The 23,981-nt window shown below is 75.2% G+C and carries 22 protein-coding genes; 8 read left to right on the top strand and 14 right to left on the bottom strand.

Annotated features, from left to right (window positions below):
• Positions 1-64 precede the first annotated feature (64 nt).
• Both FHX32_RS17005 and FHX32_RS17000 read left to right on the top strand, forming a co-directional pair.
• Positions 65-1,450: an FAD-linked oxidase C-terminal domain-containing protein gene (locus tag FHX32_RS17005; protein WP_167183790.1), complete on the top strand. Its 1,386-nt coding sequence runs from the start codon at positions 65-67 to the stop codon at positions 1,448-1,450.
• Positions 1,447-2,625: a (Fe-S)-binding protein gene (locus FHX32_RS17000; RefSeq protein WP_167183788.1), complete on the top strand. Its 1,179-nt coding sequence runs from the start codon at positions 1,447-1,449 to the stop codon at positions 2,623-2,625. The genes FHX32_RS17005 and FHX32_RS17000 overlap by 4 nt, the downstream gene beginning before the upstream one ends.
• Positions 2,626-2,697: 72 nt before the next feature.
• Here FHX32_RS17000 and FHX32_RS16995 read toward each other — a convergent pair whose 3' ends face one another.
• From FHX32_RS16995 to FHX32_RS16985, 3 genes are read right to left on the bottom strand one after another with little or no spacing between them, the layout of a single operon-like run.
• Positions 2,698-4,971, bottom strand: coding sequence for an ABC transporter permease (locus FHX32_RS16995; RefSeq protein ID WP_208418831.1), 2,274 nt, complete (start codon positions 4,969-4,971; stop codon positions 2,698-2,700).
• Entirely contained in the window at positions 4,968-5,648 is a 681-nt protein-coding gene (locus tag FHX32_RS16990) for an ABC transporter ATP-binding protein (protein ID WP_167183786.1), read from the bottom strand. The genes FHX32_RS16995 and FHX32_RS16990 overlap by 4 nt, the downstream gene beginning before the upstream one ends.
• Positions 5,645-6,169 carry a PadR family transcriptional regulator gene (locus FHX32_RS16985; protein WP_167183784.1) on the bottom strand — a complete coding sequence of 175 codons (525 nt, stop codon included), beginning with the start codon at positions 6,167-6,169 and terminating at the stop codon, positions 5,645-5,647. The genes FHX32_RS16990 and FHX32_RS16985 overlap by 4 nt, the downstream gene beginning before the upstream one ends.
• Before the next feature lie 146 nt (positions 6,170-6,315).
• Here FHX32_RS16985 and FHX32_RS16980 point away from each other — a divergent pair, with 146 nt between their 5' ends.
• Positions 6,316-6,891: a GNAT family N-acetyltransferase gene (locus tag FHX32_RS16980; RefSeq protein ID WP_167183782.1), complete on the top strand. Its 576-nt coding sequence runs from the start codon at positions 6,316-6,318 to the stop codon at positions 6,889-6,891.
• A gap of 106 nt (positions 6,892-6,997) precedes the next feature.
• Here FHX32_RS16980 and FHX32_RS16975 read toward each other — a convergent pair whose 3' ends face one another.
• Positions 6,998-8,497 carry a cellulose binding domain-containing protein gene (locus tag FHX32_RS16975; RefSeq protein WP_167186034.1) on the bottom strand — a complete coding sequence of 500 codons (1,500 nt, stop codon included), beginning with the start codon at positions 8,495-8,497 and terminating at the stop codon, positions 6,998-7,000.
• 242 nt (positions 8,498-8,739) lie between these two features.
• Here FHX32_RS16975 and FHX32_RS16970 point away from each other — a divergent pair, with 242 nt between their 5' ends.
• The gene (locus FHX32_RS16970; RefSeq protein WP_167183780.1) at positions 8,740-9,153 is read left to right on the top strand and encodes a type II toxin-antitoxin system Phd/YefM family antitoxin; all 414 of its coding nucleotides are present in this window, start codon (positions 8,740-8,742) and stop codon (positions 9,151-9,153) included.
• A 96-nt stretch (positions 9,154-9,249) separates the two neighbouring features.
• Here the strand turns inward: FHX32_RS16970 and FHX32_RS16965 are convergent, their stop codons facing one another.
• The 7 genes from FHX32_RS16965 to FHX32_RS16935 all read right to left on the bottom strand — a co-directional run bounded on the left by FHX32_RS16965 (position 9,250) and on the right by FHX32_RS16935 (position 14,488).
• Positions 9,250-10,317 (bottom strand): ABC transporter ATP-binding protein, encoded by a 1,068-nt coding sequence (locus FHX32_RS16965; protein WP_167183778.1) that lies wholly within the window; start codon positions 10,315-10,317, stop codon positions 9,250-9,252.
• Complete coding sequence (locus FHX32_RS16960) at positions 10,314-11,144, bottom strand: ABC transporter permease (RefSeq protein WP_167183775.1); 831 nt, start codon at positions 11,142-11,144, stop codon at positions 10,314-10,316. The genes FHX32_RS16965 and FHX32_RS16960 overlap by 4 nt, the downstream gene beginning before the upstream one ends.
• A gap of 5 nt (positions 11,145-11,149) precedes the next feature.
• A complete protein-coding gene (gene modA / locus FHX32_RS16955) occupies positions 11,150-11,929 on the bottom strand; it encodes a molybdate ABC transporter substrate-binding protein (RefSeq protein WP_167183773.1) in 780 nt (259 codons plus the stop codon).
• Entirely contained in the window at positions 11,926-12,351 is a 426-nt protein-coding gene (locus FHX32_RS16950; protein ID WP_167183770.1) for a helix-turn-helix transcriptional regulator, read from the bottom strand. Before FHX32_RS16950 ends, modA begins: the two co-directional genes overlap by 4 nt.
• Positions 12,352-12,493: 142 nt before the next feature.
• Positions 12,494-12,886 (bottom strand): SCO5389 family protein, encoded by a 393-nt coding sequence (locus tag FHX32_RS16945; RefSeq protein ID WP_167183767.1) that lies wholly within the window; start codon positions 12,884-12,886, stop codon positions 12,494-12,496.
• A 202-nt stretch (positions 12,887-13,088) separates the two neighbouring features.
• On the bottom strand, positions 13,089-13,508 hold the full coding sequence (gene smpB, locus FHX32_RS16940) for an SsrA-binding protein SmpB (protein WP_486481144.1): 420 nt from the start codon (positions 13,506-13,508) through the stop codon (positions 13,089-13,091).
• Positions 13,509-13,594: 86 nt separating this feature from the next.
• Complete coding sequence (locus tag FHX32_RS16935; protein ID WP_167183764.1) at positions 13,595-14,488, bottom strand: LysR family transcriptional regulator; 894 nt, start codon at positions 14,486-14,488, stop codon at positions 13,595-13,597.
• A 96-nt stretch (positions 14,489-14,584) separates the two neighbouring features.
• Between FHX32_RS16935 and FHX32_RS16930 the strand changes: the two genes are divergently transcribed.
• Together FHX32_RS16930 and FHX32_RS16925 are read left to right on the top strand one after the other, a co-directional pair.
• The gene (locus FHX32_RS16930) at positions 14,585-15,406 is read left to right on the top strand and encodes an NAD(P)-dependent oxidoreductase (RefSeq protein WP_167183761.1); all 822 of its coding nucleotides are present in this window, start codon (positions 14,585-14,587) and stop codon (positions 15,404-15,406) included.
• Positions 15,403-15,822 (top strand): RidA family protein, encoded by a 420-nt coding sequence (locus tag FHX32_RS16925; RefSeq protein WP_167183758.1) that lies wholly within the window; start codon positions 15,403-15,405, stop codon positions 15,820-15,822. The genes FHX32_RS16930 and FHX32_RS16925 overlap by 4 nt, the downstream gene beginning before the upstream one ends.
• Positions 15,823-15,866: 44 nt before the next feature.
• Here FHX32_RS16925 and FHX32_RS16920 read toward each other — a convergent pair whose 3' ends face one another.
• Positions 15,867-18,113 (bottom strand): hypothetical protein, encoded by a 2,247-nt coding sequence (locus tag FHX32_RS16920; RefSeq protein ID WP_167183755.1) that lies wholly within the window; start codon positions 18,111-18,113, stop codon positions 15,867-15,869.
• A 171-nt stretch (positions 18,114-18,284) separates the two neighbouring features.
• On the opposite strand from FHX32_RS16920, the gene FHX32_RS16915 reads away from it, so the two are divergent.
• Together FHX32_RS16915 and FHX32_RS16910 are read left to right on the top strand one after the other, a co-directional pair.
• Positions 18,285-19,943 carry an NAD(P)/FAD-dependent oxidoreductase gene (locus tag FHX32_RS16915; RefSeq protein ID WP_167183752.1) on the top strand — a complete coding sequence of 553 codons (1,659 nt, stop codon included), beginning with the start codon at positions 18,285-18,287 and terminating at the stop codon, positions 19,941-19,943.
• On the top strand, positions 19,940-21,391 hold the full coding sequence (locus FHX32_RS16910) for an ATP-binding protein (protein WP_167183749.1): 1,452 nt from the start codon (positions 19,940-19,942) through the stop codon (positions 21,389-21,391). The genes FHX32_RS16915 and FHX32_RS16910 overlap by 4 nt, the downstream gene beginning before the upstream one ends.
• Positions 21,392-21,566: 175 nt before the next feature.
• Here FHX32_RS16910 and FHX32_RS16905 read toward each other — a convergent pair whose 3' ends face one another.
• Positions 21,567-22,211 carry a C39 family peptidase gene (locus FHX32_RS16905; RefSeq protein ID WP_167183746.1) on the bottom strand — a complete coding sequence of 215 codons (645 nt, stop codon included), beginning with the start codon at positions 22,209-22,211 and terminating at the stop codon, positions 21,567-21,569.
• A gap of 700 nt (positions 22,212-22,911) precedes the next feature.
• Positions 22,912-23,964: an NlpC/P60 family protein gene (locus tag FHX32_RS16900; RefSeq protein WP_167183743.1), complete on the bottom strand. Its 1,053-nt coding sequence runs from the start codon at positions 23,962-23,964 to the stop codon at positions 22,912-22,914.
• Between the last annotated feature and the right edge of the window lie 17 nt (positions 23,965-23,981).

The raw sequence follows: 23,981 nt of genomic DNA, 5'->3' as shown, positions 1-23,981 counted from the left end.
CGGCGAACCGATCAATCGTCGGCAGAAATCTTCGGGCGCGACCGGCGTGCCGGGAAGGGTTGGCATGGCACTGTCCGCGACCGTCCGCGCCGAACTGGCCAGCATCGTCGGCCCGGCGAACGTGCACGACGCCGACGGGGACCTCGTCGCGTACGCCCGCGACGCCACGCCGCTCTTCACCCACCGGCCCGACGCCGTGGTCTTCCCGGCCGACTCCGCCGAGGTCGCCGCGGTGCTGGCGCTGGCCACCCGGCACGGCGTGCCGGTGGTGCCGCGCGGCGCGGGCTCGAACCTGTGCGCGGCGACCGTGCCGCTGCGCGGCGGGATCGTGCTCGTGCTGACCCGGCTGAACGCGATCCTGGAGATCAGCGCTGACGAGTTGCTGGCCCGGGTGCAGCCCGGCGTCTCCAGCGCCGCGCTGGCCGACGCCGTCGCCGCGCACGGGCTGCTCTGGGCCCCGGATCCGGGCAGCCGCACCGTCGCCACCGTGGGCGGCACCATCGCGACCTGCGCCGGCGGGCTGCGCGGACTGAAGTACGGGGTCACCCGCAACTACGTGCTCGGCCTGGAGGCGGTGCTGCCCACCGGCGAGGTGATCCGCACCGGCGGCCGGCTCTGGAAGGACGTGGCCGGCTACGACCTGACCCGGCTGCTCACCGGCTCCGAGGGCACCCTCGCGGTGATCACCGAGGCGACCGTGGCCCTGCTGCCGGCGCCCGCGTCCGCCAACACCGGGGTGGCGTACTTCCCGTCGCTGGCCGAGGCGGGGGAGGCGGTGGCCCGGGTGATCCGGGCCGGGGTGGTGCCGGCGACCCTGGAGTTCCTCGACCGGGCCTGCATCGACGCCGTGGAGGACTTCGCCCACCTGGGGCTGCGTACCGACGCCGGAGCCCTGCTGCTGTTCGGCGACGACGGCCCGCCGGACCTGGTCGCCACCCACCTCGACCGGATCGGCGCGGCCTGCGTCGCGGCCGGCGCGGTGGAGGTCACCACCGCCCGCCAGGTCGCCCAGGCCGAGGCGCTGCTGGCCGCCCGGCGGTGCGCGCTGCCCGCGCTGTCCCGGCGCGGCGGGGTGACCATCCTGGAGGACGCCACCGTCCCCCGGCCGCGGATCGCCGAGATGGTCGACCGGATCGACGCGATCGCCGCCCGCCACGACGTCGCCATCGCCACCTTCGGCCACGCCGGCGACGGCAACCTGCACCCCACCTGCGTCCTCGACTCCGCCGAGGACACCGACGCGGTACGGCGCGCCGAGGCCGCCTTCGCCGACGTCTTCGCCGCCGCCCTCGACCTCGGCGGCACCATCACCGGCGAACACGGCGTCGGCGCGGCGAAGCTGCCGTTCCTGGCGGCCCGGCTCGGCGACGATCAGCTCGCCCTGCTCCGCCGGATCAAGACCGCCTTCGACCCGGCGGGCATCCTCAATCCCGGAAAGCTGGGCTCGTGACCGGCGACGTGTTCGACCCCGAGCAGTTGTCCCGCTGCATCTCCTGCGGCTTCTGCCTGCCCGCCTGTCCCACGTACGCGATGACCGGCGACGAGGCGTCCTCGCCGCGTGGCCGGATCACCCTGATGCGGGCCCTGCAGGACGGCACGCTGCCCCCGGACGACCCCACCCTCGCCGAACAGTCCTCGTTCTGCCTGGGCTGCCGGGCCTGCGAGCCGGTCTGCCCGGCCGGGGTGCGGTACGGCAGCCTGCTGGAACAGTGGCGGGTGCACCAGTGGCGCGGCCGGCGGCGGCCACCGCTCGCCCGGGCGCTGACGCTGGTCGCCGGGCAACGCTGGCTGCTGCGCCTGCTCGGCCTGGTACGCGGCGCCGCCCGCGGCCCCGCCGCCCCGCCGGCCGCGGGCCTACCGCCCGCTGCGGGACCGGGCAGTGCCCCGCCGACCGCCGCGGGCGGTAGCGTGCCGGTGGCCGCCCCCGGGCCGGGCACGGAGGAGCAGCCGACCGGGCAGCTCATGCTGGGCTGCTTCGAGCGGGGGCTCTACCCGGGGGTCAGCCGGGCGGCCCGGGCCCTCGACCCGACGCTGGCCGTACCGACGGCGCAGGGTTGCTGCGGGGCGCTGCACGCGCACAACGGCGACCTGGCCGGCGGCGAGCGGCTGGCCCGGCGACTCGGCGAGGAACTGCCGGGCACCATCGTTACCACCTCCGGCGGCTGCGCCGCACACCTGGCCTCGGTGCTCGGGCCGCGGCGGGTGCGGGAGCTGTCCACCTGGCTCGCGGGCCGTCCGCCCGGGAGTGAGCTGCGGGTGGCCGGCCGGCGGGCCCGGGTCACCCTGCAGGACTCCTGCCACCTGCGCAACGGCCTGGGCGTCTTCGCCGAGCCCCGGGCGCTGCTCCGGCAGGTCGCCGACTACGTGGAGCTGCCCTCGGCGGCCACCTGCTGCGGCGCCGCCGGCACGTACTCGCTGCTGCGGCCGAGGGACTCCCGGCGGATCATGGACGCCAAGCTCGACGAGATCGAGGCCGCCGGGGTGGACCTGGTGGTGGCGGTGAACCCCGGCTGCCTGCGCCAGCTGCGTACCGGGCTGCGCCGGCGCCGGTCGGCCGTGCGGGCCGTACACCTGGCCGAGCTGCTGGCCGAGGCGGCCGCGCCGGCCTCCGCGCCGCCGGCCTGACCGGTCCTGACGGCCGGTCGAGCCCGAGCGGGCGGACCCGGCCGGCGGGGGAGCGCCGGCCGGGGTCGAGGCTCACTCGGTCCGGATGCCGTCCGGGCGGGTGAGCCGCCGCAGCACGGGCAGGCTGAGCCCGGTGACCAGCAGCACCACCGCCGCGCCGAGGGCGGTGCAGAGACCGACCACCGGCCAGGCGATCACCACCGGGGCCTGCACCATGCGCAGCAGCACCGCGCCGAGCCCCAGCCCGAAGACCACCGCCAGCGCCAGCCCGATCAGCACCGGCACCGCGGTCTGCCAGAGCACCGACCAGCTCAGCGTGCCCGGCCGGGTGCCGACCGCCACCAGCATGGCCAGCAGCCGGCGCCGTTCGCGCAGCTGCTCCAGGATGCCGACCAGCATGCTGGCGGCGATCAGCAGCAGGGTGACCACCGCGCCGACGTAGAGGCCGCGCTGGATGTTGACGAACTTGGTGGCCTGGGTGGTACCGGTCAGCGTGAGCACGCTGGCGAACAGGTCGCCGCCGGCGGCCGCGTTGCGGACGTGCTCGATCGCGTCCGGCCGCTCGGGGTCGAGCCGCAGGTAGGCGTCCGCGCGCAGCGGGCCGAGCCGGGCCGCCCCGACCGCGGCCGGGGTGGCCAGCACGGCGGACTCCTGACGGCCGACCGGGTCCGGCCGACCGGGGACCTCCCGGGCGGTGCCGGGCACCCGCCAGCTGCCGCCGTCGCCCACCGCCACGGCGGTTCCGGGCCGGATGGCCGGCTGGCCCTCGGCCCGCGGGTCCCGGACCAGGAACACGTCCCCGTCGGCGCAGCGGTCCAGCCGGGCGAACTCGGCCAGCGTGGCGCAGTCGCCGATCCGCAGGTCGGCGTAGCCGTCCCCGGCCGTGAGCCCGGTGACCAGGGTGGCGTCGCTGGCGCTGACGCCGGGCGCGGTGGCCAGCCGGTCCGCCGCGGCGGTGACGTCGGCCCGGGCCGGGAACTGCACCAGCACCTGGGCGCGGGACGGATCCTGCCCGGTCGAGTGGGTGAACTGGTCGGCCACGCCGGCGAAGAGCATCTGCAGGCCGATGGTGCCGGCGACGGCGACCGCGATGCCGTTCACCAGCCGCGTCGAGGCGGCGCTGTCGACCTGGAGCCGGCGTACCGCCAGCTGCCACGGCACCGGGCCGCCGCGCAGCGGGCGTACCACCAGGTCGGTCAGCCAGGGCAGCAGGGTGACCGTGCCGACCAGCAGCAGCACCGCGCCGGCCGCTGTCTGGTTCTCGGCGCCGGCCGGTGCCACGCCGGCCGCGGCGGCCAGCAGCAGCCCCAGCCCGGCGGCGGGCAGCAGCAGCCGCCACGCCAGCCGGCGGCGGACCGGGGTGGCGCGGCGGGTCACCCCGAGCGGCTCGACCACCACGGCGCGCAGCGCCACCATGGCCACCAGCACCGCCAGCGCGGGCACCGCCAGGGCGACCCCGACGACCAGCGGCAGCGGCGGGCGCACGTCGGCCGCGTACACGCTGAGGTCCATCAGCGTGACCATCGGCACCACCTGACGCCCGGCCAGGAAGAACACCCCACCGACAGCGACGCCGAGCAGCGCGGCGGCCGCGGCCTCGCCGGCGGCGATCCGGCGGATCATGCCGGCGTCCGCGCCGACCAGCCGCAGCGCGGCCAGCCGCCGGTCCCGGCGTTCGCCGCCGAACCGCACCGCCGCGCCGAGGAAGACCGCGATGGGCAGCAGCAGTACGACGAAGATGACCACCACGAGCAGCATCAGCACCGGCCCGAACCCCTCGCCCGGCAGCCCGCCGCCGAACGCGTCCAGCCGGGTCGCGCCGTCCTCGGTCGAGAGCGTGTCGCTGCCCAGGTAGTAGGCCAGCTCGTTCGGCCCGGCCAGGCCCGCCGGGCCGATGGTGCCGGTGATCCGGGCGCCGCCGAGGCGCGGGGCGAGCAGCGCGCCGTCGGCCGAGCCGAGCAGGTCACGCAGCGCGGGGGAGACCACCACCTCGCCGGCGCCGGGCAGCGCGGCGACCCCCGGCGGCAGCGGCGCGGCCGGACCCTCGGGACGCAGCACCCGGCCCCGGATCGGCCGGTCGCGGAAGGCGGTGTCGGTCGCCCTGATCAGCAGGGTGTTCGCGGCGGCCGGGAGCTGCGCGCCCATCCGCAGGTCGTCGCGGGCGTCGCCGCGAGCCTCCCGGGCGTCCAGCGCGTGCGGTACGGCGGCGGCGAGCAGCAGCATCGCCACGCCGATGCCGACGCCGAGCGCGGTCAGCACCGCGCGCAGCCAGCCGTCCCGGCCACCGGTGACGGCCATCCGGGCGCCCAACGCGAGGTCGGCCGCGCCGCCGCGCAGCCGGCTCACGCCGCGATCTCCAGGTCGCGGGTACGGCCGTCGCGCACCACCACCTCCCGGTCGGAGTACGCGGCCACCCGCGCCTCGTGCGTCACCAGCACCACCGCGGCGCCCGTCTCCCGGGCGGCCCCGGTGAGCAGCCGCATCACCCGCTCGCCGTTGAGCGAGTCCAGCGCCCCGGTCGGCTCGTCGGCGAAGACCACCTGGGGCCGGGTCACCAGCGCGCGGGCCACCGCGACCCGCTGACCCTGCCCGCCGGAGACCTCGCCGGGCCGCTTGCCGGCCACCTCGGCGACCTCCAGCCGGTCCAGCCACTCGGCCGCCCGGCGCTCGGCCTCGCGCCGGCCGAGGCGGCCCAGCCGCAGCGGCAGCGCCACGTTCTCCAGGCAGGTCAGCTCGGGCACCAGTTGGCCGAACTGGAACACGAAGCCGAACGCCTCGCGGCGCAGCGCGCTGCGCTCGGTGTCGGAGAGGGCGCCCAGGTCACGCCCGGCGAAGAGCACCCGGCCGGAGTCCGGCCGGACGATGCCGGCCAGGCAGTGCAGCAGGGTGGACTTCCCGGAGCCGGACGAGCCCATCACGGCCACCACCTCGCCCCGGTCGACTCGCAGGCTGGCGCCGGCCAGGGCCCGGGTCGGCCCGAAGGAGCGGTGCAGGTCCTCGGCGACCAGCAGCGGCGCGGTCACGCCAGCACCGCCTTGGCCAGCTCGTCGAGGCGGGCCGCGGTCAACTCCAGCCAGCGCAGGTCGGCCTCCAGATGGAACAGGGCGTGGTCGCAGATCAGCTGCTCGGCGAGGTCGCCGTCGCGCTTGCGGCGGGTCAGCTCGCGCATCATCCGCAGGTGTTCGGCGCGCTGCACGTCGAGCAGGTCGGCGGCGCTGCGGCCGGTGAGCAGGGCGAGCACCACCTTGGTGTAGAGGGTGCTCTGCAGGTAGGGCTCGGGCTTCTCGGCGCGGGCCAGCCAGCCGGCCACGTCGGTGACGCCGGCTTCGGTGATCGCGTACCGCTTGCGCTCCGGGCCCTCGCCGGGCTCGACGGCCTCGACCTCGACCAGGCCACTGCGCAGCAGGCGGGACAGGGTGGCGTAGACCTGGCCGTAGGCGAGCGGGCGGGCGTGGCCGAAGCGCTCGTCGTAGAGGCGTTTGATGTCGTAGCCGTGCCGGGGGGTGGCCTCCAGGAGGCCGAGGAAGGTCTGTCCGATCGACATGCGGGAGACTATACACACCGCGTATACGCCGGATGTATACACCCGGAAGCTCCTGCCTGTCCGATCCGGCCAGGGGGTGCTCGGGTGGTCGGCTCCGGCCGGCGGCAAGATCAGGGGCGACCTGTCCCGCACGCGACGGAGGTTCCGTGTTCGCCCTGCCCCTCACCGAGGACGCCGAGCTGCGTCCGCTCGATCCGTGGCTGGCCGAGGAGTTTCTGGCCCACCTGGACCGGGCCCGCGAGCACATCGCGCCCTGGGTGTCGCCGTCCTTCGTGGCCACCGACCTGCCCTCGGCCCGCGCCGTCCTGCAGCGCTACGCCGATCGCTGGGCGCGGGACGCGGGCGGCATCTGGGGCATCTGGCGGTCCGGCAGCCTGGTCGGCGGTGTCATGTTCGTCTCGTTCGACGTGCCGGTCGGCGTGGCCGAGGCGGGCTGCTGGCTGGAACCGGGCGCCGAGGGGCGCGGCCTGATCAGCCGGGCGGTCGGCCGGATCGTCGACTGGGCGGTGCGGGAGCGGGGCATCCAGCGGGTGGAGTGGCGGACCAACGCCGAGAACGCGCGCAGCATCGCGGTCGCCCGCCGGCTCGGGATGCACCACGACGGGACGCTGCGGCAGGTCTACCCCGGTTCGGCCGGGCGGCGCGTCGACATCGAGGTGTGGTCGGTGCTGGCCCACGAGTGGCGCACCGGATCGGACGTGGGCGAGCACCCCGTCCCCTGACCGGGGCGTCCGGTCCGGCCTGGACGCCGTCGTGCGGCCGGCCCGCGCCGCGCCGCCCATCGCAGGTCCGATGGTGGGCGGCGCGGCCGGCGAGCGGGGTCGCCGGTCAGGGCAGCGCCTTCAGGAACGGGCCGTGGTTCAGCCGGAACTCCCAGTTGTAGTAGCGGTCCCAGTTGATCGACCAGGTCATCAGGCCGCGGAAGTCGGGATTGGTGCCGCTGCGCGGGGTGTACGACCCGCAGCTCTGGCCGCGTACCAGGCAGCTCACCGCCGCCTGCACGCCGGCCGGGGCGACGTAGCCGTTGCCGGCGCTGACCGAGGCAGGCGCGCCGAAGGCGACCTGGTCCTCGCGCAGCGGCGGGAAGACGGCGTTGGGGTTGCCGGCCACCGGGAACCCGGCGAGCAGCATGTCGGTCATCGCGATGTGGAAGTCGGCCCCGCCCATCGTGTGGTACTGGTTGTCCAGCCCGACGATCGGTCCGGAGTTGTAGTCCTGCACGTGCAGCACGGTCAGGTCGTCACGCAGCGCGTGGATCACCGGCAGGTACGACCCGGCGCGTGGGTCCTGCCCGCCCCACGGCCCTGGCCCGTAGAACTGGTAGCCGAGCTGGACGAAGAACGTCTCCGGAGCCATGGTGAGCACGAAGTTCGCCCCGTACCGCTGCTTCAGCGCGCGGATCGCGGAGATCAGGTGGACGATCACCGGCGTGGTGGGGTTGCGGAAGTCGGTGTCGCCGGCGTTCAGGTAGAGCGAGTGCCCCTCGAAGTCGATGTCCAGCCCGTTCAGTCCGTACCGGTCGATGATCGCCGAGACGGACCGGACGAAGGTGTCCCGGGCGGCGGTAGTGGTGAGCTGCACCTGGCCGTTCTGCCCGCCGATGGAGAGCAGCACCTTCTTGCCCTGCTGCTGCTTGGCGCGGATCGCGGCGATGAACTCGGCCTCGGTCTCGACGCCCGGGCACTCGGCCGCCGGGCAGAGCTGGAAGCGGATGTCGCCGGAGGTGACCGAGGTGGGTTCGCCGAAGGCCAGGTTGATGATGTCCCAGTCGGCCGGCACGTCGGCCATCCGCAGGTAGCCGGAGCCGTTGGCGAAGCTGGCGTGCAGGTAGCCGATCAGCGCGTGCTTGGGCAGCCCACCGGGGGGTGGCGGTGTGGTGGGCGGCGGGGTCGTCGGCGGTGGGGTGCTGGTGGGCGGCGGCGTCGTCGGCGGGCTGGTCGGGGTGCCGCCGCCGCACGGCGCGCCGTTGAGGGTGCAGTCGGTGGGGGAGCCGGAGCCGGTGGCCAGGAACCCGAACGAGACCGAGGCGCCGGGCGCGACGGTGCCGTTCCACGACCGGTTGGTGAAGGTGTGCCGCTGGCCGGAACTGCTCACCGTGGCGTCCCAGTACGACCCGAGCGTGGTGCCGGCCGGCAGGGTGAAGGCGACCTGCCAGCCGTTGATCGTGCCGGTGCCTGCGTTGGTGATGGTGTATCTGCCCTCCCAACCGGTGCCCCAGTCGGCGGTCTTGACGAAGGTGGCAGTCGGGCCGGCGGCTCGCGCCGGGGTGGCCAGGACGAGCGTGGTGGCGGCGGCGGTGGTGAGGGCCGCGACCATGGCCAGCAACAGGTTTCGGGCAGGGCGACGCATCCGGACCTCCCGGTTCGAGGGCCGTCGGATCGACGGATGCACAATTATTAGGATTGTTAACTGTAGATGTCCAGCCCCCGTCCGGCCCTCGGTGCCGCGGGTCCGCCCGGCGCAGGTGACCCGACGCCGGGGCGGCGTGTGGCGACCGGCCCCCGCCGACCATCCGTCCATCCCGGACGTCCGGCGGGGGATTTGTCGTACCCGGCGGTCACCATGCATCCATGGCTGTCCCCGCCCGCACCCCGCCGCCGGCCCAGCCGCGCTCGCTGCCCCTGCGCGAGGCGCGCACCCGGCTGACCCAGCTCGTCGCGCTCGCCGAGCTGACCGACACCGTCACCGTGCTCACCCGCGACCGCGACGCCCGCCCGGTGGCCGCGATCGTGCCGGCCGCCGCCGCCCGCACCGCCGCCCAGGCCCGCGCCGACGCCGACCGGCTCGCCGAGGTCACCGCCGGCTGGGCGCGCCGCCTCGACGACCTGCACCGGCAGAGCGGCCGGCGGCACGCCGCCGAGCTGCACGCGGTCCGCACCGCGCTCGCCGAGGCCTGGGCCGAGCTGGATCGCCGGGTCGTACCGGGCAGCGATCCCCGGCTGACCCGGCTGCGGGCCGCGCACGCCGACCTGCTGCCCCGCTGACGCCACGGCCGCGTCGTCGGCCGCCGCGGAACGCCCGCCCCAGGTCGGCGGTCGCCGCCCGGGCCCGGATCGCCCGGGTCCGACCAGTCGACGGGGTCAGCCGCTGGCCGGGTAGGCATGGGTCTCGGCGGCCTTCACCGCCGCCCAGACCGGCTGCCCGGGCGCCAGGCGCAGCTGGGCGGCGGCCGCCGGGGTGACGTCCGCGGCCACCACGATCGGGCCGTCCAACTGCACCCGCAGGTTGTCGCCGTGGCGCTGCACCCCGCTCACCCGGGCCGGCCAGGTGTTGCGGGGGCTGCCCTCGGGGCGGTCCGGGTGCAGGGCCACCGCCGCCGGCCGGAACGCCACGAAGGCATCCCCGTCGAGGCACTCGGCGACGGTGAGCGCGAGCTCGTCGGCGACCCGCACGACGTGCCCGTCCGCCTTCCCCCGGTGCAGGTTCAGCCCGACCAGCCGGGCCACGTAGTCGGTGCGCGGCCGCGCGGTCACCGCGGCGGCGTCGCCCTCCTGCACCACCCGGCCGTCCTCCACGATGACCAGCCGGTCGGCCAGCACCAGCGCGTCCAGCGGGTCGTGGGTGACCAGCAGCGTCGCCCCCGGGTGGGCGGCCAGGTGCCGGTGCAGCTCGGCACGGGTGTCCAGCCGGGTCCGCGCGTCCAGCGCGGCGAGCGGTTCGTCCAGCAGCAGCAGCGATGGCGTGACAGCGAGCGCCCGGGCCAGCGCCACCCGCTGGGCCTGCCCGCCGGAGAGCTGCCGGGGCCGCCGGTGCGCGTGCTCGGCCAGCCCCACCCGGTCGAGCCAGTCGAGGGCCGCCCGCCGGGCGGCGCGCCGGTCGACGCCGTGCCGGCGCAGCCCGAAGGCCACGTTGTCCCGCGCGCTGAGGTGCGGGAAGAGCAGGTAGTCCTGGAAGACCACGCCGACCGGCCGGCGCTCGGTCGGCGTACGCAGCCGGCGCCGGGGGCGGTCCAGGTCCACGCCGGCCAGCGTGACGTGCCCGTCGGTCAGCGGATGCAAACCGGCGAGGGCGCGCAGCGCGGTGGTCTTGCCGGCGCCGTTCGGGCCGAGCAGCGCGACCACCTCGCCGGCGGCGATCCGTAGCGGCACGTCGAGGTGGAACGTGCCCCGGTCGGCGACGAGGCGGGCGTCGAGCAGCGCGGCGGTCATGGGCTGGTGATCCACCGGTCGCGCAGGGCGGCGAGGATGGCCACCGAGACCGTGAGCAGGATCAGGCTGAGCACCACAGCCGCCTCCAGGTCGGTCTCCAGCGCCAGGTAGACCGCCAGCGGCATGGTCTGGGTCCGGCCCGGGTAGTTGCCGGCGAAGGTGATGGTGGCGCCGAACTCGCCGAGCGCCCGGGCCCAGCAGAGCACCGCTCCGGCGGCCAGCCCGGGCGCCACCAGGGGCAGGGTGACGTGGGTGAAGGTGGTCCACCGCCCGGCTCCGAGGGTGGCGGCCGCCTCCTCGTAGCGCTGGTCCGCCCCGCGCAGCGCGCCCTCGACGGCGATGACCAGGAACGGCATCGCGACGAACGCCTCGGCGAGCACCACGCCGGCGGTGGTGAACGGCAGGGTGATGCCGAACGTCGCGTCGAGCCAGCCGCCGAGCAGGCCCCGCCGGCCGAAGACCAGCAGCAGTGCCACCCCGCCGACCACCGGCGGCAGCACCAGCGGCACGGTGACCAGGGCGCGGACCAGCCGCCGCCCGGGGAACTCGACCCGGGCCAGCAGCCAGGCCAGCGGCACCCCGAGCAGCAGGCAGAGCAGGGTGGCCAGGGTGGCGGTCTGCAGCGACAGCCGCAGCGCGGTGAGCACGCCGGGTGCGGCGAGGCGCTCCGGCAGGTCGGCCCAGGGCGTACGGGCCAGCAGCCCGACCAGCGGCAGGGTCAGGAAGACCAGCCCGAGTGCCGCCGGCAGCAGCAGCGCGACCGGGATGTTCGGGCGCGCCCGGGGTGGCCTGGCGCGTGGCGGGGGCGCGGTGTCGGTGCGGGGCATCGGCGCTACGGTGCCTGGAACCCGGCCTCGGCGAGCACCGCCTGCGCCGGGCCGGCGCGGACGTACTCGACGAACGCCCGCCCGCCCGCCGGGTTCGGCGCGTCGCCGAGCGTGACGATCGGGTAGTCGGTGACGGCCCGGGCGGACTCCGGGAACTCGACGCCGGTCACCGTCGCCGCGGCGGCCCGGGCGTCCGTGCGGTAGACCAGGGCGGCGTCGACCTCGCCGAGGGTCAGCTTGGACAGCGCCCCCTTCACGTCCTGTTCCAGGGTGACCGGGGTGAGCGCCACCGTCGCGGCGTCGAGCGCGCTGCGGGCGGCCGCGCCGCACGGCACCTGGTCGGCGCAGAGCGCGACCTTCACGTCCGGGTCCGCCAGGTCGGCGAGGCCGGTGATGCCCTTCGGGTTGCCGGCCGGAACAGCGATGACCAGCTGGTTGCGGGTGAAGGCGACCGGCGTGCCGTCGGCGTTGCCGGCCCCGGTGACGGTGGCCATGGTGCGGGCGGCGGCCGAGGCGAACACGTCGGCCGGCGCGCCCTGGTTGATCTGGGTGGCGAGCGCGGAGCTGCCGGCGAAGTTGAAGACCACCGTGGTGCCTGGGTGGGCGGCCTCGAAGTCCCGGCCGATCCGGGTGAAGGACTCGGTCAGTGACGCGGCCGCGAAGACGCTCACCGTGCCGGTGACCCCGCCGGTCGCGTCGGCCGGACCGGTGGTCGGGTCGCCGCCGCACGCGGCGACCAGGGCGGCCACCGCGGCCCCGGCCAGGACGGCCCGCGCCCGCCTCACGCCGCACCCCGTCCCCGGCCGGCGCCGGCCGGCCCACCGCGCTCCACCACCACGGTGGTCGACTTGATCACCGCTACCGCCACCGCGCCGACCCGCAGGTCGAGTTCGTCAACCGCCTCCCGGCTCATCAGTGACACGATCCGGAACGGCCCGGCCTGAATGTCGACCTGCGCCATCACGGTGTCCTTGACGACGTTGACCACGATGCCGCGCAGCCGGTTGCGGGCTGAGGAGGCGTCCGAGCGGTCGTCCGGGTCGGCCGCCTGCGACCGGGCGTACGCGGCCAGGTCGACACCGTCGACCACCCGGTGGCCGTGCTCGTCGCGGACGGCGGCGAGCCGGCCACCGTCGATCCACCGGCGAACGGTGTCCGGGCTGACGCCGAGCAGTTCGGCCGCCTCCCCGATCCGGAACCTCGTCACCGGCTCACCGTAACGGACGCATCTGCGAACCAGCACCGGCCCGATTGGCCGCAGATCGCTGGCCGACTGACCACAGCACCTCGCACCTGCGAGTGTTGTCGGGACGCCCCGGCGGGCGCGGGGCGTCCCGACCGGACGGCGGTCAGCAGTTGCGCAACTCGGGGGACTGGTTGAGCAGTTGGCCCCGGGCCGAGACGAAACCTCGGTACGCCGCGGAGTCGACCGCGGCCGGGCGGAACGCGGCCACCCGGTGGCAGTTCTGGAAGGCGAGCCGGACGTTGAAGTGCCGCTCCAGGCCGCCCCGGATCGCGTCGCTGGCCAGGGCCCGCAGCAACTGGCCGCGTTCGGCCTCGGTGGGCGGCGGGACGGCGTCGTCGGCTTGGTCGGCGCCGGTGGCCTCCAGTTCGGCCACCACCCGGCGCACGGTCTCGAAGGCGTACGGCAGGGAGTCGCGGACGCAGGCGACGAACTCGGCGTCGTCGACCGGGCCGCGCTCGGCGGCGTCGAGCAGGGCGGGCGGGACGGTGAGCGACATGGCATCTCCTTCGCGGTCCTGGACGTTGACTGGCAATGAACACGGTTTCCATTACCGATGTGCCCTGAGGACACCACAGGGACGACGAGGACGTCAACAGTTCCGGCGCGTCGCTTCGACAGCGCGTGACGGGCGGCGGCGCGGCGGCGCCCGCGTGCGGCCGGGCCGTGGTGGGGGTACGGGGACGAGGTCTGCCGGGCGGTCAGCGCCGGGTCCGGCCCTTGAGGTGGCGGCCCAGTTCCCGGGCGATCTCCCGGTTGGCGTCCCGCTCGGCCAGCGCCTGCCGCTTGTCGTACGACCGGCGGCCCTTGGCCAGGGCGAGCTCGACCTTCGCCCACCCGTTCGAGAAGTACATCGACAGCGGCACCAGGGTCAGGCCGCCCTCGCGGACCTTCTCCCGGATCCGGTCGATCTCCACCCGGCGCAGCAGCAGCTTGCGGGTCCGCCGCGGCGCGTGGTTGGTCCAGCTGCCGAAGCCGTACTCGGCGATGTGCAGGCCGTACAGCATCAGCTCGCCGTCGCGCTCCTGGGCGAACGCGTCGACCAGCGACGCCCGGCCCTCGCGCAGCGACTTCACCTCGGTGCCGGCCAGCACGATCCCCGCCTCGTACGTCTTGAGCACGGTGTAGTCGTGCCGCGCCCGCTTGTTGAGGCGATCAGGGTGCGTTCCTGCCGGGACCGGTCCACCGGCCGAAGGATAGCCGCCGGTCAGCCGGCCCGGGCCTGGGCGGTGAGGCCGTCGAGCAGCCGGTCGACCGCGGGTGACCGGTGCCGCCCGGCGACGGTGGCCGCGTACACCTGCCGGACCGGGGCGTCGTCGGGGTGCAGCCGGAGCAGCGCCAGGTCGGCCGGGGCGGCCCGGACGGCCAGCGCGGGCACCAGCGCGACGCCCAGCCCGGCCGCCACGCAGCCCAGCTTGCCGGTCCAGTCGGCGGCCACGATGTCGATGCGGGGCCGGAAGCCGGGCGGCATGGCGGCCCGCATCAACGGATCGTCGGCGCCGGTCGAGCCGGTGACGAACGAGTCGTCGGCCAGTTCGGCCAGGCGTACCGTGCGCCGCCGGGCCAGCCGGTGGTCCCGGGGCACCGCCACCAGCAGCCGCTCGTCGAGCAGGTGGCGCAGGTCGAACCGGCCGGCGTCCAGCGGCTGGTCCGGCGGCGCGGTCACCACCGCCACATCCGCGTCGCCGGCGAGCAGCCGCTCCAGCAGGGCCGGCGTCCGCCCCTCGACCAGGGAGAGCGCCACCCGCGGGTGGGCGGCCCGGAACGCGGCCAGCGCGCGGGGCACGAGGGCCGCCATCGCGGTGGGGAACGCCCCGACCCGGAGCCGGCCGGCGCCCAGCCCGCGCAGCGCGTCCAGCTCGCGGTGCACGGTGTCCAGCCGCGCCAGCACCGCCTCCGCGTGCGGCAGCAGGCACCGCCCCGGTTCGGTCAGCGCCACTCCGCGGGGCAGCCGGTCGAAGAGCGTCACCCCGAGGTCGGCCTCCAGCGCGGCGATCTGCCGGGACACCGCCGACTGGGTGTACCGGAGTTCCCGCGCCGCGGCGGTGATCGACCCGTGCCGGGCCACCGTGCGGAACACGTCGAGGGCGTGCGACTGCATGACCGGCAGGCTACCCCGCTGCCATGCGGTACGGGCATGTCGGGCATCTGCAACATTCGTTGGTCGCATCGCTTCGCCGCTCCTACCGTTGCCGGCATGACAGAGATCGCCGTACTCGGCACCGGCCGGATGGGCGCGTCGATCGCCCAACGGCTGCTCGACGCCGGTCACCCGGTGACCGTGTGGAACCGCACCGCCGCCCGTACCGCCCCGCTCCGGCACGCCGGCGCCCGGGTGGCCGACTCCCCGGCCGGCGCCGTCCGTCGGGCCGCCGTCGTCGTCACCATGCTCACCGACGCGACCGCCGTCGAGGCGGTGCTGTCCGGTCCGGACGGCGCGGCGGCGGCGCTGGCTCCGGGCGCCTGCCTCGTCGAGATGTCGACCATCGGCCCGGCCGCGGTCCGGGACCTGGCCCGCCGGCTGCCCCCGGCGGTCGATCTGGTCGACGCCCCGGTCGGCGGCAGCGTGGCCGCCGCCCGGGCCGGCCGGCTGCGGGTGTTCGCCGGCGGCCCCACCCCGGTGGTGGAGCGGGTCACCCCCGTGCTCGCCGCGCTCGGCAGCGTCCGGCACTGCGGCGACCTCGGCAGCGGCGCGGCGCTGAAGCTGGTGCTCAACACCGCGCTGCTGGTCGCGGTCACCGGGCTGGCCGACACGCTCGCGGTGGCCGGCGCGGTCGGCGTCGACCCCCGGACCGCGCTGGACGCGCTGGCCGGCGGGCCACTCGCCGGGGCGCTCGCCCGGGCCACCGCGCCGGACGCCGATTTCCCGGTCGCGCTCGCCGGCAAGGACCTCGACCTGGTGCGGGACGCCCTCGCCGGCGCGCCGGCACCCCTCGTCCACGCGGCCCGGACCACACTGGCCGCCGCCCCCGATCCCACCGCCGACATCGCCACCCTCGTCACCCGGGAGTACCTGTGAAGCTCACCCTCGACAACCCGAGCACCGTCGCGGCCCCGTTCGGCGACCGCTTCGCCCACCTGGCCCGCCTCGACCTGCCCGGCGGCGGCGCCCTGCTCGTGCTCGCCGGCCAGGTCGCCGTCGACGACGCCGGCGCGGTGGTCGGGACGGGCGACATCGTCGCGCAGTCCGAGCGGATCTTCGAGATCGTCGGTGGTGTGCTGGCCGCACACGGCGCGACCCTGGCCGACGTGCTGCACATCCGGACGTACCTCACCGACCTCGGCGACCTGCCCGGCTACGCCGCGGTCCGGCGCCGGCTCTTCACCGCCGTGCCGCCGCCGGCCAGCACGACGGTGGAGGTGAGCCGGCTCTTCCTGCCCGACGCGCTGATCGAGGTGGAGGTGACCGCCGCCGTGCCGGCCGGGCGGGCCTGACCGCCGGGCGGACCGGCGCGCCCGGGCCACCGGGAATCCGCCGGTCAGCGGTACGCCTGCCGGCGCAGCCGCTCGGCCAGTTCCCGCACCGCCTCGGCGAAGCGTTCGTCGGACTCGCCGGGCCAGTGCCCGAGAATCGGCGGCGGGACACTGTCGCTGGGCGGGGGCACCACGTCCCACGGGTCGCGCAGCCGCCGGTCGACCGTGCCCGCCGGGCCGGGTAGCGCCGGCGGCTCGCCGGGGCGGTGCGGGGAGAAGATCCAGCTGCCGATCTGGTCGGTGTCGCGCCACAGGTTCAGCCACCGCCAGCCGACCCGGTCGCCCACCTCGCGCAGCACGTCGGGGTTGACGTACTCGGGGAAGAGCCGGGTGTAGAGCCGGCGCAGCGGCGACCCGTACGTCAACAGGGCCACCCGGTCGCTGACGTGCGCCGGCAGTTGGAGCACGGTCGCGGCGAGCAGCACCGAGCCGTGACTGTGCCCGGCCAGCAGCACCCCGACGCCGCTCTCGGCGAGGTAGGTGATCCGCCGGCTCAACTCCGGCACGGCCCGCTCGGCGTAACAGGGCGGGGCGAACGGATGGGCCGCTCGCGGCCAGAAGGTGCCCAGGTCCCACACCACCCCGATGTACCGGCGGAACTCGGCCGTCCGGTAGGCGAAGATGCCACCCACCACCAGGACGAGCACCACCGCCGCGACCACGTAGCTGCCGATGCCGATGCCGAAGTTGACCATGTCGGCCGGCACCCCGAGGTACCGCTCGACGAAGGCGCCCGGATGGATGTCGAGCAGCCCGAGGACGCTGGTGGCCATGCCGAGCGCGATCAGGCAGGCGTACACCGCGGCGAGCGGTTCCAACCGCTCGGTGAACCGGGCCCGCGCGATCGCCCGGGTGACCTGCCGCAGCCGGGCCGCGGCCTCGGGCGGGGCGTCGGGGAAGTCCCGGGCGACGGTCACCGCGGCGGCGCGCAGCCGGCGGCGGCGGGTGAGCACGGTGACCAGCGCGGCGGCGAGCAGCATGGCGAGCACCGCGAGGAAGAAGCCGAAGATCGCCCACTTGTACATCAGCGGCGGGCTGAGCGCCACCCGGTCCGCGGTCGGCTCGTTGCGGTCGAGGAAGTCCGCCGCCCGGTAGACCAACTCGGCCGAGAACGCCACCGCCAGGCCGGTCGCGGCGGCCGCGATGATCGGGGCGCCCAGCCCGCGCAGCGGCCCGCCGCCGTGGCGGCCGCGACGCCGCCAGCCGCTGTGCCGAACCCGTAGCCACAACACCAGCGCCCCGAGCCCGGCGAGCAGGAGGGTCTGGAAGACCAGCAGGTACGTGACCATCTCCCCGTGCCCGGGCAGGCCGGCCGCGGCGGGCCAGGGCGCCGGGTGCGCCGCCACCACGACGAGGACCAGCACGGTGAGGCCGCTGGCGGTGAACCGTAGCCAGCGGGCCACCCGGTCGACCCGCCGGCCCACGTCGGTCTGGTCGATCGCCGGATGCGCGCAGACCAGCACGAGACAGGCCACCAGCATCGCGCCGGTGGCCACCGCGAGCACGACGGTGGCCGGGGCGGCGCCCGCCCGGGCCCGCGCGGTGAGCAGGGCGGCGTCCAGCGTGCCGAACGCGACAGCGACGTGGACCGACCGCAGCCGCCCGACCAGCGGCGCCGCGTCCCACTGGCCCACGGCGCTGAGCTGGTGCACGGTCGTGGTGGCGTGCGGTGCCCGGAACGCGTCGAAGTTGCGACCCGGGCGGGCGCCCAGCCGCCAGACCAGGCCGATCGCGGCGACCGGGACGATCGAGAGCACCGCCAGCCGCAGGCCCGCCGGCCGGCCGCCGAGCCAGGACAGCCAGGTGCGCTCGGCGAGACACTGCGGCGACGCCAGGCACCGCCAGGCGACCAGGTCCAGCGCCACCCCGACGGTGGAGAGCACGTACAGGGCGGTCAGCGAGAGCGCCAGCACCCGGCACAACGCCTTGATCACCAGTTCGCTCCGGCCCAGGCCGCGTGGGCGCATCCAGATCGCCACGTTGCAGAGCATGAAGGGCAGCAGGAAGACCAGCGACAGCGTCCGGATCGCGGTGCCCGACGGCAGGTCGCTCCAGCGGTACGCCTCCAGCACCACCCCGGCCGACCCCCGGGTGTCCGGGTATCCGGGCCGCGGCCGGAAGAAGCCGCCGCTGCGGTCCCCGGCCACCTGCCTCACGTTCGGCCGGTCCAGCACCTGGTCCGCGCCCGCGCCGGACACCCCGTGCACCCGCAGCTCCACGACGTCGTACGACGTCGCCGGTCCATCGGACATCGGCCCCCCGAGACGTCTCCGGCCGCTGCCGGCCCCGGTGCCGCCAGCCACCTGGCGTCGGAGCCGTCTACCCGTCCTGGCGCAGGTCAACCGCGCCGCCGCACGGTGCGGCCGACGTCCGCGCTCCCGGCGGTGGTGCGTCGCCGGGCCGGCGGGTGGTTGGATCACGCCATGGCGAACCCGGTGATCCTGAGCATCGACGACGACCCGGCGGTGTCCCGCGCGGTCGCCCGTGACCTGCGCCGCCGCTACGGCGACCGGTACCGGGTGGTCCGGGCGGCCTCCGGCGCGGACGGGCTGACCGCGCTGCGGGAGATCAAGCTCCGGGGCGAGCAGGTGGCCGTGCTGCTGGCCGACCACCGGATGCCGGAGATGACCGGCATCGAGTTCCTCGAGGCCGCGATGGACCTGTTCCCGGCCGCCCGCCGGGTGCTGCTCACCGCGTACGCGGACACCGACGCCGCGATCGACGCGATCAACCTGGTCGACCTGGACCACTACCTGCTCAAGCCGTGGCATCCGCCGGAGGAGAAGCTGTACCCGGTGGTGGACACGCTGCTGGAGGCGTGGGCGGCCAGCCCGGACGCCACGACGACCGAGATCCGGGTGGTCGGGCACCGCTGGTCGGCCCCGTCGTTCGCGGTGCGCGACTTTCTCGCCCGCAACCTGGTCCCGTTCCGCTGGCTGCTGGCCGACGACCCGGAGGGCGTCCGGCTGCTCGCCGCGGCCGGGGCGACCGAGACGGACCTGCCGCTGGTCGTCACCGGCGAGGGCAAGGCGTTGATCGCTCCGACCGAGGCGGAGCTGGCCGGGCTGGCCGGGCTCACCGTGGTGCCCGCTGCCGACTTCTACGACCTGGTGGTGGTCGGTGGCGGCCCGGCCGGCCTCGGTGCGGCGGTGTACGGCGCCTCCGAAGGGTTGCGGACGGTGCTGGTCGAACGCCGGGCCACCGGCGGGCAGGCCGGGCAGAGCAGCCGGATCGAGAACTACCTCGGCTTTCCCGACGGGGTCTCCGGCGCGCAGCTCACCGACCGGGCCCGCCGGCAGGCGTTGAAGTTCGGCGCCGAGCTGCTCAGCACGCGGGAGGTGGTGGGGCTGGCCGAGGCCGGCTCGGCCCGGCTGCTGCGCTTCGGCGACGGCACCGAGATCGCCGCGCACACCGTGGTGCTGGCCACCGGGGTGTCCTACCGGGTGCTCGACGCACCGGGGTTGGCCGAGTTCACCGGGCAGGGCGTCTTCTACGGCTCCACCGCCACCGAGGCGCCGAGCTGCGTGGCGCAGGACGTCTACATAGTGGGCGGGGCCAACTCGGCCGGCCAGGCGGCGGTGCACTTCTCCCGGTACGCCGCGCGGGTGCACCTGCTGATCCGTGGTGCGGACCTCACCGCCTCGATGTCGCGTTACCTGATCGACCAGCTCGACCGGATCGAGAACGTCCTCGTGCACCCGCACACCGTGGTGGCCGGCGGAGCCGGCAGCGGCCACCTGGAACGGCTCACCCTCTGCGACACCCGCAGCGGCGATACCCGCACGGTGGACGCGTCCTGGCTGTTCATCTTCATCGGGGCGGAGCCGCGTACCGAGTGGCTGGACGGGGTGCTGGTCCGGGACCGGCGGGGCTTCGTGGTCACCGGGCCCGACCTGGTCACCGACGGACGACGGCCGCCGGGCTGGGCGCTGTCGCGCGATCCGTACCACCTGGAGACCAGCGTGCCCGGCGTCTTCGCCGCCGGCGACGTCCGGGCCCAGTCGGTGAAGCGGGTCGCCTCCGCGGTCGGCGAGGGCGCGATGGCCGTCTCGCTGGTGCACCGCTACCTGGAGGCGCAGTGAGCACCCCGACCGACCGGCTGACCCCCGAGCAGCTGCGCACCCTGTTCCTGTTCGAGGCGCTCGACGACGGGCAGCTCGACTGGCTGGCCGAGCACGGCCGGGTGGAGCGGCGCGCCGCCGGCACCGTCGTCTACGCCGAGGGCGAGCCGGCGACCTGCTTCTTCGTCCTGCTCACCGGGGCGGTCACGCTGAGCCGGCGGGTGCACGGCGACGAGGTGGTGGTGACCCGGACCGGCCAGCGCGGGGTGTACGGCGGCGCGACCCAGGCGTACCTCGACGACCAGGCCGAGCAGGTCTACCGCAACAGCCTGCGGGCGGTCGCCGACGCGGAGTTCTTCGTGCTCCCCGCGGAGCGCTTCGCGCACGCCGTGCGGTCCTGGTTCCCGATGGCGATGCACCTGCTGGAGGGGCTCTTCTTCGGGATGCGGGACGCGCAGACCATCGTCGGCGAGCGGGAACGGCTGCTGGCGCTGGGTTCCCTGTCGGCGGGGCTGACCCACGAGCTGAACAACCCGGCGGCCGCCGCGGTCCGGGCCACCTCGGTGCTGCGCGACCGGGTGGCCGGGATGCGGCACAAGCTCGCCATGATCGCCGACGGGCGGCTCGACGGGCGGGCGCTGCACACGCTCGTGGAACTCCAGGAGGAGGCGGTCGCCCGGGTGGCCGCCGCGCCGCAGCTGAGCCCGATGGCCGCCGCGGACGCCGAGGACGCCCTGGCCGACTGGCTGGCGGAGCACCAGGTCGGCGCCGGCTGGGACCTGGCGCCGACCCTGGTCGCCAGCGGGCTGGACGAGGCGTGGCTGGCCCGGGTGCGGGCGGCGGTGGGCACGGCGGACCTGGCGGCCGCCGTCCGGTGGCTGACCTACACGGTCGAGACCGAGCTGTTGATGCGGGAGATCGGCGACGCGGTCACCCGGATCTCCGGCCTGGTCGGCGCGGCCAAGCAGTACTCGCAGCTGGACCGGGCGCCGTACCAGGTGGTGGACGTGCACGACCTGCTCGACGCCACCCTGGTGATGTTCAAGGGCAAGCTGCCCGCCGGGGTTCGGCTGGTCAAGGAGTACGACCGCGGCCTCCCGCCGGTCCCGGCGTACGCGGCGGAGCTCAACCAGGTCTGGACCAACCTGATCGACAACGCGCTCGGCGCGATGGGGGAGAAGGGCACGCTGACCGTCCGGACCGGGCGGGACGGCGACCTGCTCGCGGTGGAGATCGCCGACACCGGACCGGGCATCCCACCGGACGTGCGTCCGCGCATCTTCGAGCCGTTCTTCACCACCAAACCAGTCGGCACCGGTACCGGCCTGGGGCTGGACATCTCGTACCGGATCGTGGTCCACAAGCACCACGGCGACATCCGGGTCGAGTCGAGCGCCGGCGCCACCACCTTCCGGGTGCTGCTGCCGCTGACCGCGTCCCCGGCGGACGGACCGGAGCCGGTGCCCTGACCCGGCCCGGCCGACACCCCCGCCGGCGCTGACCGATCCGGCCCGCCGGCGCCGCCCGAGCGCCGACCGCACCGCCGCCTGACGACGGACGGCTGGGGCGCCGAGCGTCGAGCGCGCGAAAGCCGTGGCCCGGGCTCCCCGCCGGGAGCCCGGGCCACGACCATGCCACGCGGCGTCAGCTGGAGTAGCCGCGCTCCGCGATCCAGGTGGCCACCTTGTCGTCGCTCATCCAGTAGTGCTTCTTCGGGTCGTACGGGTCGGCGATCTGCACCACCTCACCGTTGTCGCGGTAACCGATGATGGTCACGTAGTGTCCGCCGGGGAACGAGTGTCGCCGGCCCTCGGTGTCGACGGCGGTGCCCATGGTGTTGGCCACCACGCCCCGCTTGCCGTCGACCGCCTCGACCACGTCGACGCGCAGCTCATCGACCTGTGCCGGCTCGGCGGTAGGGCCGTCGATCTCGGTGGTCTCGTAGCCGCCGCCGGTCATCTCGTTGAGGACGCGGGTGGTGTCGTCGGCCGACTGGGTACCGGCCTTGGTGGTGCCCAGCTTCTCCGCCACCTCGCGCTGACTCGGGGTCTTACCCTGCGTGGACAGGGCGATCCGGGTCGCCGCCGGAGCGCAGTAGTACGAGTTCGGCTGCCGCTGGTACTCGTGGTCGAGCACCTTCTTGTCCTGACCAGGGGGCTCCTCCGCCTGCACCGCGACGGCCGGTTTCGCTGGCGCGGTCTCGGCGGCGATCGCCGGAACGGCGACGGCTCCACCGGTCATCAGCAGACCGGCAACCGACAGCGCGCTCTTGCGGAAGATCGAGTTCATCGTGAAGCTCCCATCGGGGTTGATGCCGCTGGGATCGGGAGCGCATGCACCGCAGTAGCGGAACACCCGCGGTACGCCGGAGGTGTCGCTGTTTCCGGACGCTCCCGGTTCCCGGGCTCTCGATTGGCTTCCCGGCTCTCTCGCGGAATGATTACCCGGCCCAGGTTCGTGAAAACGCCCGCGAGCCCGTGCGGTTGGTACTACACTGCTCCTCCGCCGGGCGCCCCCGTCGGTTGCCGACGCATCCGCACCGCCCCCGGCAGCCTCCGGGACCGCTCCCAGCCGGCGGTTGGCGCCAGCGCCGAGGACGACCGTTCCCGGTTGGGTTCGTCGGCCCGCGAGCGGGCCACCGCGCCCGCCTCGATCCTCGCTGCCGCCCCCTGCGGCTCCGGCCGGATCCTGGCCGGCGCGGCGACCGCCGCGGTGCCGCTGCGGACGTGGGTAGGCCTCAGCCGGCGAGACGGCGGCCGACCGGCTGAGCGGCCCGTCGGGCAGCCGCGGCGTGCCGGCCTGGCCGGGTAGCGGGCAGCAGGCGGTCGAGCAGCTGCGCTGTGCGCCGCTCAACCACCTGCCAACAGCCAGCCGGGCCGGTTGGGCATCGCCGTGCGACACCCGACCGGCCGCGGGCGAACTACCGGGCGGCATGCCGACCGGCGGCGGGGACCTGTAGCCGAGGTCCCGCTGCTGCCCGATGGGCGGCTCAGATCCGGCGGGCGGTGCGCCACCGGTCCGGCCAGTAGCCCATGCCGTCGAGGATGGGTTCGCCGGAGAGGTCTCCCATGGTCGGGCCGTCCGTCTGCGAACGGCTGGAGACGAACCGGTGGTGGCCGCTGTCATCGAGGCCGAGGTAGATGCCGGAGTGGTCGATCTGCCGGCTCGGTACCGGCTGCGCGTTGAAGAACAACAGGTCGCCGGGGAGCAGACGGTCGATGCCGCGGGCTCGCTGACCGGTGTTGCGTGTCAGGGCGACCCCTGGGCCCACCTCGGCCATCGCGTACGCGCGGCGCGGCAGCCCGTCACCGGGGTTGTTGGTGCCGAGCAGCGGAAATCCGAGCCGGTGCCCGTAGACCATCCGCAGATAGCCGGAGCAGTCCAGCGCCAGGGCGCGTTCGGGGTCGGGCATTTCGTTCTTACCGTCCGGGAACGACCACGGGACCTGGAGGTAGTCGTAGAAGTCCGAGCGCTCGGCCCGGCCGTCGGGATCCAGCGGGTCCGGTGGCCCGAACGACGCGTCGCCGGAATACTGCTGTCCCTGGTTGTCCTTCTTCGCCGGGGCACCGTCGACATATTCGAAGGCGATCGCCAGCACGTCCGGCGAGCGGTCGTTGCGCACCCCCTCTAGCCAGTCGATGAACCACTGCTCCTGTTCGGCGCCCGCCCGCCACGCCTGTGGTGCGAGGCGGACCCAGACGTTGGTCTCGACCTTGGCGGCGGTGAAGCGCGGTTCCTCGAACGTCCGGAGCGGACCGTAGATCTGCACGGTCCGCGCGCCGTCGGTCATGGTCGCGACGGGCTCTCCCGACGAGTCGATGATCTCCGTGCGATCAGGCTCCGTCAGGCGCTGGTAGGTGTACCCGGACGTGCCGCGGGTCGGGCCCTGGGACGGCATGCCCGTGCCCAGGGTGATCTCCGTCTGGTCCGCCGGCGACGGCAGCACCACCGCGTAGGTACCCGCGCCGGCGGCGAGCAGCAGGACGAACACGCCGGTAGTCAGAAGTACGGTCCGTCTGCGCAGGTACGTCCAGTACTTCATGCCCGCGTCTCCTTTCG

It is taken from the genome of Micromonospora sp. CNZ280 (assembly GCF_011759515.1).
This window is presented reverse-complemented; position numbering and strand designations above follow the sequence as displayed.

Excerpts from the sequence above, each read along its gene's own strand:
- FHX32_RS16985 (WP_167183784.1), bottom strand. The coding sequence starts at position 6,169 with ATGTCGATCGGACAGACCTTCCTCGGCCTCCTGGAGGCCACCCCCCGG.
- FHX32_RS16965 (WP_167183778.1), bottom strand. The coding sequence starts at position 10,317 with ATGACCGCCGCGCTGCTCGACGCCCGCCTCGTCGCCGACCGGGGCACG.
- FHX32_RS16930 (WP_167183761.1), top strand. The coding sequence starts at position 14,585 with ATGACAGAGATCGCCGTACTCGGCACCGGCCGGATGGGCGCGTCGATC.
- FHX32_RS16905 (WP_167183746.1), bottom strand. The coding sequence starts at position 22,211 with ATGAACTCGATCTTCCGCAAGAGCGCGCTGTCGGTTGCCGGTCTGCTG.
- FHX32_RS16970 (WP_167183780.1), top strand. The coding sequence starts at position 8,740 with ATGGCTGTCCCCGCCCGCACCCCGCCGCCGGCCCAGCCGCGCTCGCTG.
- FHX32_RS17005 (WP_167183790.1), top strand. The coding sequence starts at position 65 with ATGGCACTGTCCGCGACCGTCCGCGCCGAACTGGCCAGCATCGTCGGC.
- FHX32_RS16920 (WP_167183755.1), bottom strand. The coding sequence starts at position 18,113 with ATGTCCGATGGACCGGCGACGTCGTACGACGTCGTGGAGCTGCGGGTG.
- FHX32_RS16915 (WP_167183752.1), top strand. The coding sequence starts at position 18,285 with ATGGCGAACCCGGTGATCCTGAGCATCGACGACGACCCGGCGGTGTCC.
- FHX32_RS16935 (WP_167183764.1), bottom strand. The coding sequence starts at position 14,488 with ATGCAGTCGCACGCCCTCGACGTGTTCCGCACGGTGGCCCGGCACGGG.
- FHX32_RS16960 (WP_167183775.1), bottom strand. The coding sequence starts at position 11,144 with ATGCCCCGCACCGACACCGCGCCCCCGCCACGCGCCAGGCCACCCCGG.
- FHX32_RS16900 (WP_167183743.1), bottom strand. The coding sequence starts at position 23,964 with ATGAAGTACTGGACGTACCTGCGCAGACGGACCGTACTTCTGACTACC.
- FHX32_RS16945 (WP_167183767.1), bottom strand. The coding sequence starts at position 12,886 with ATGTCGCTCACCGTCCCGCCCGCCCTGCTCGACGCCGCCGAGCGCGGC.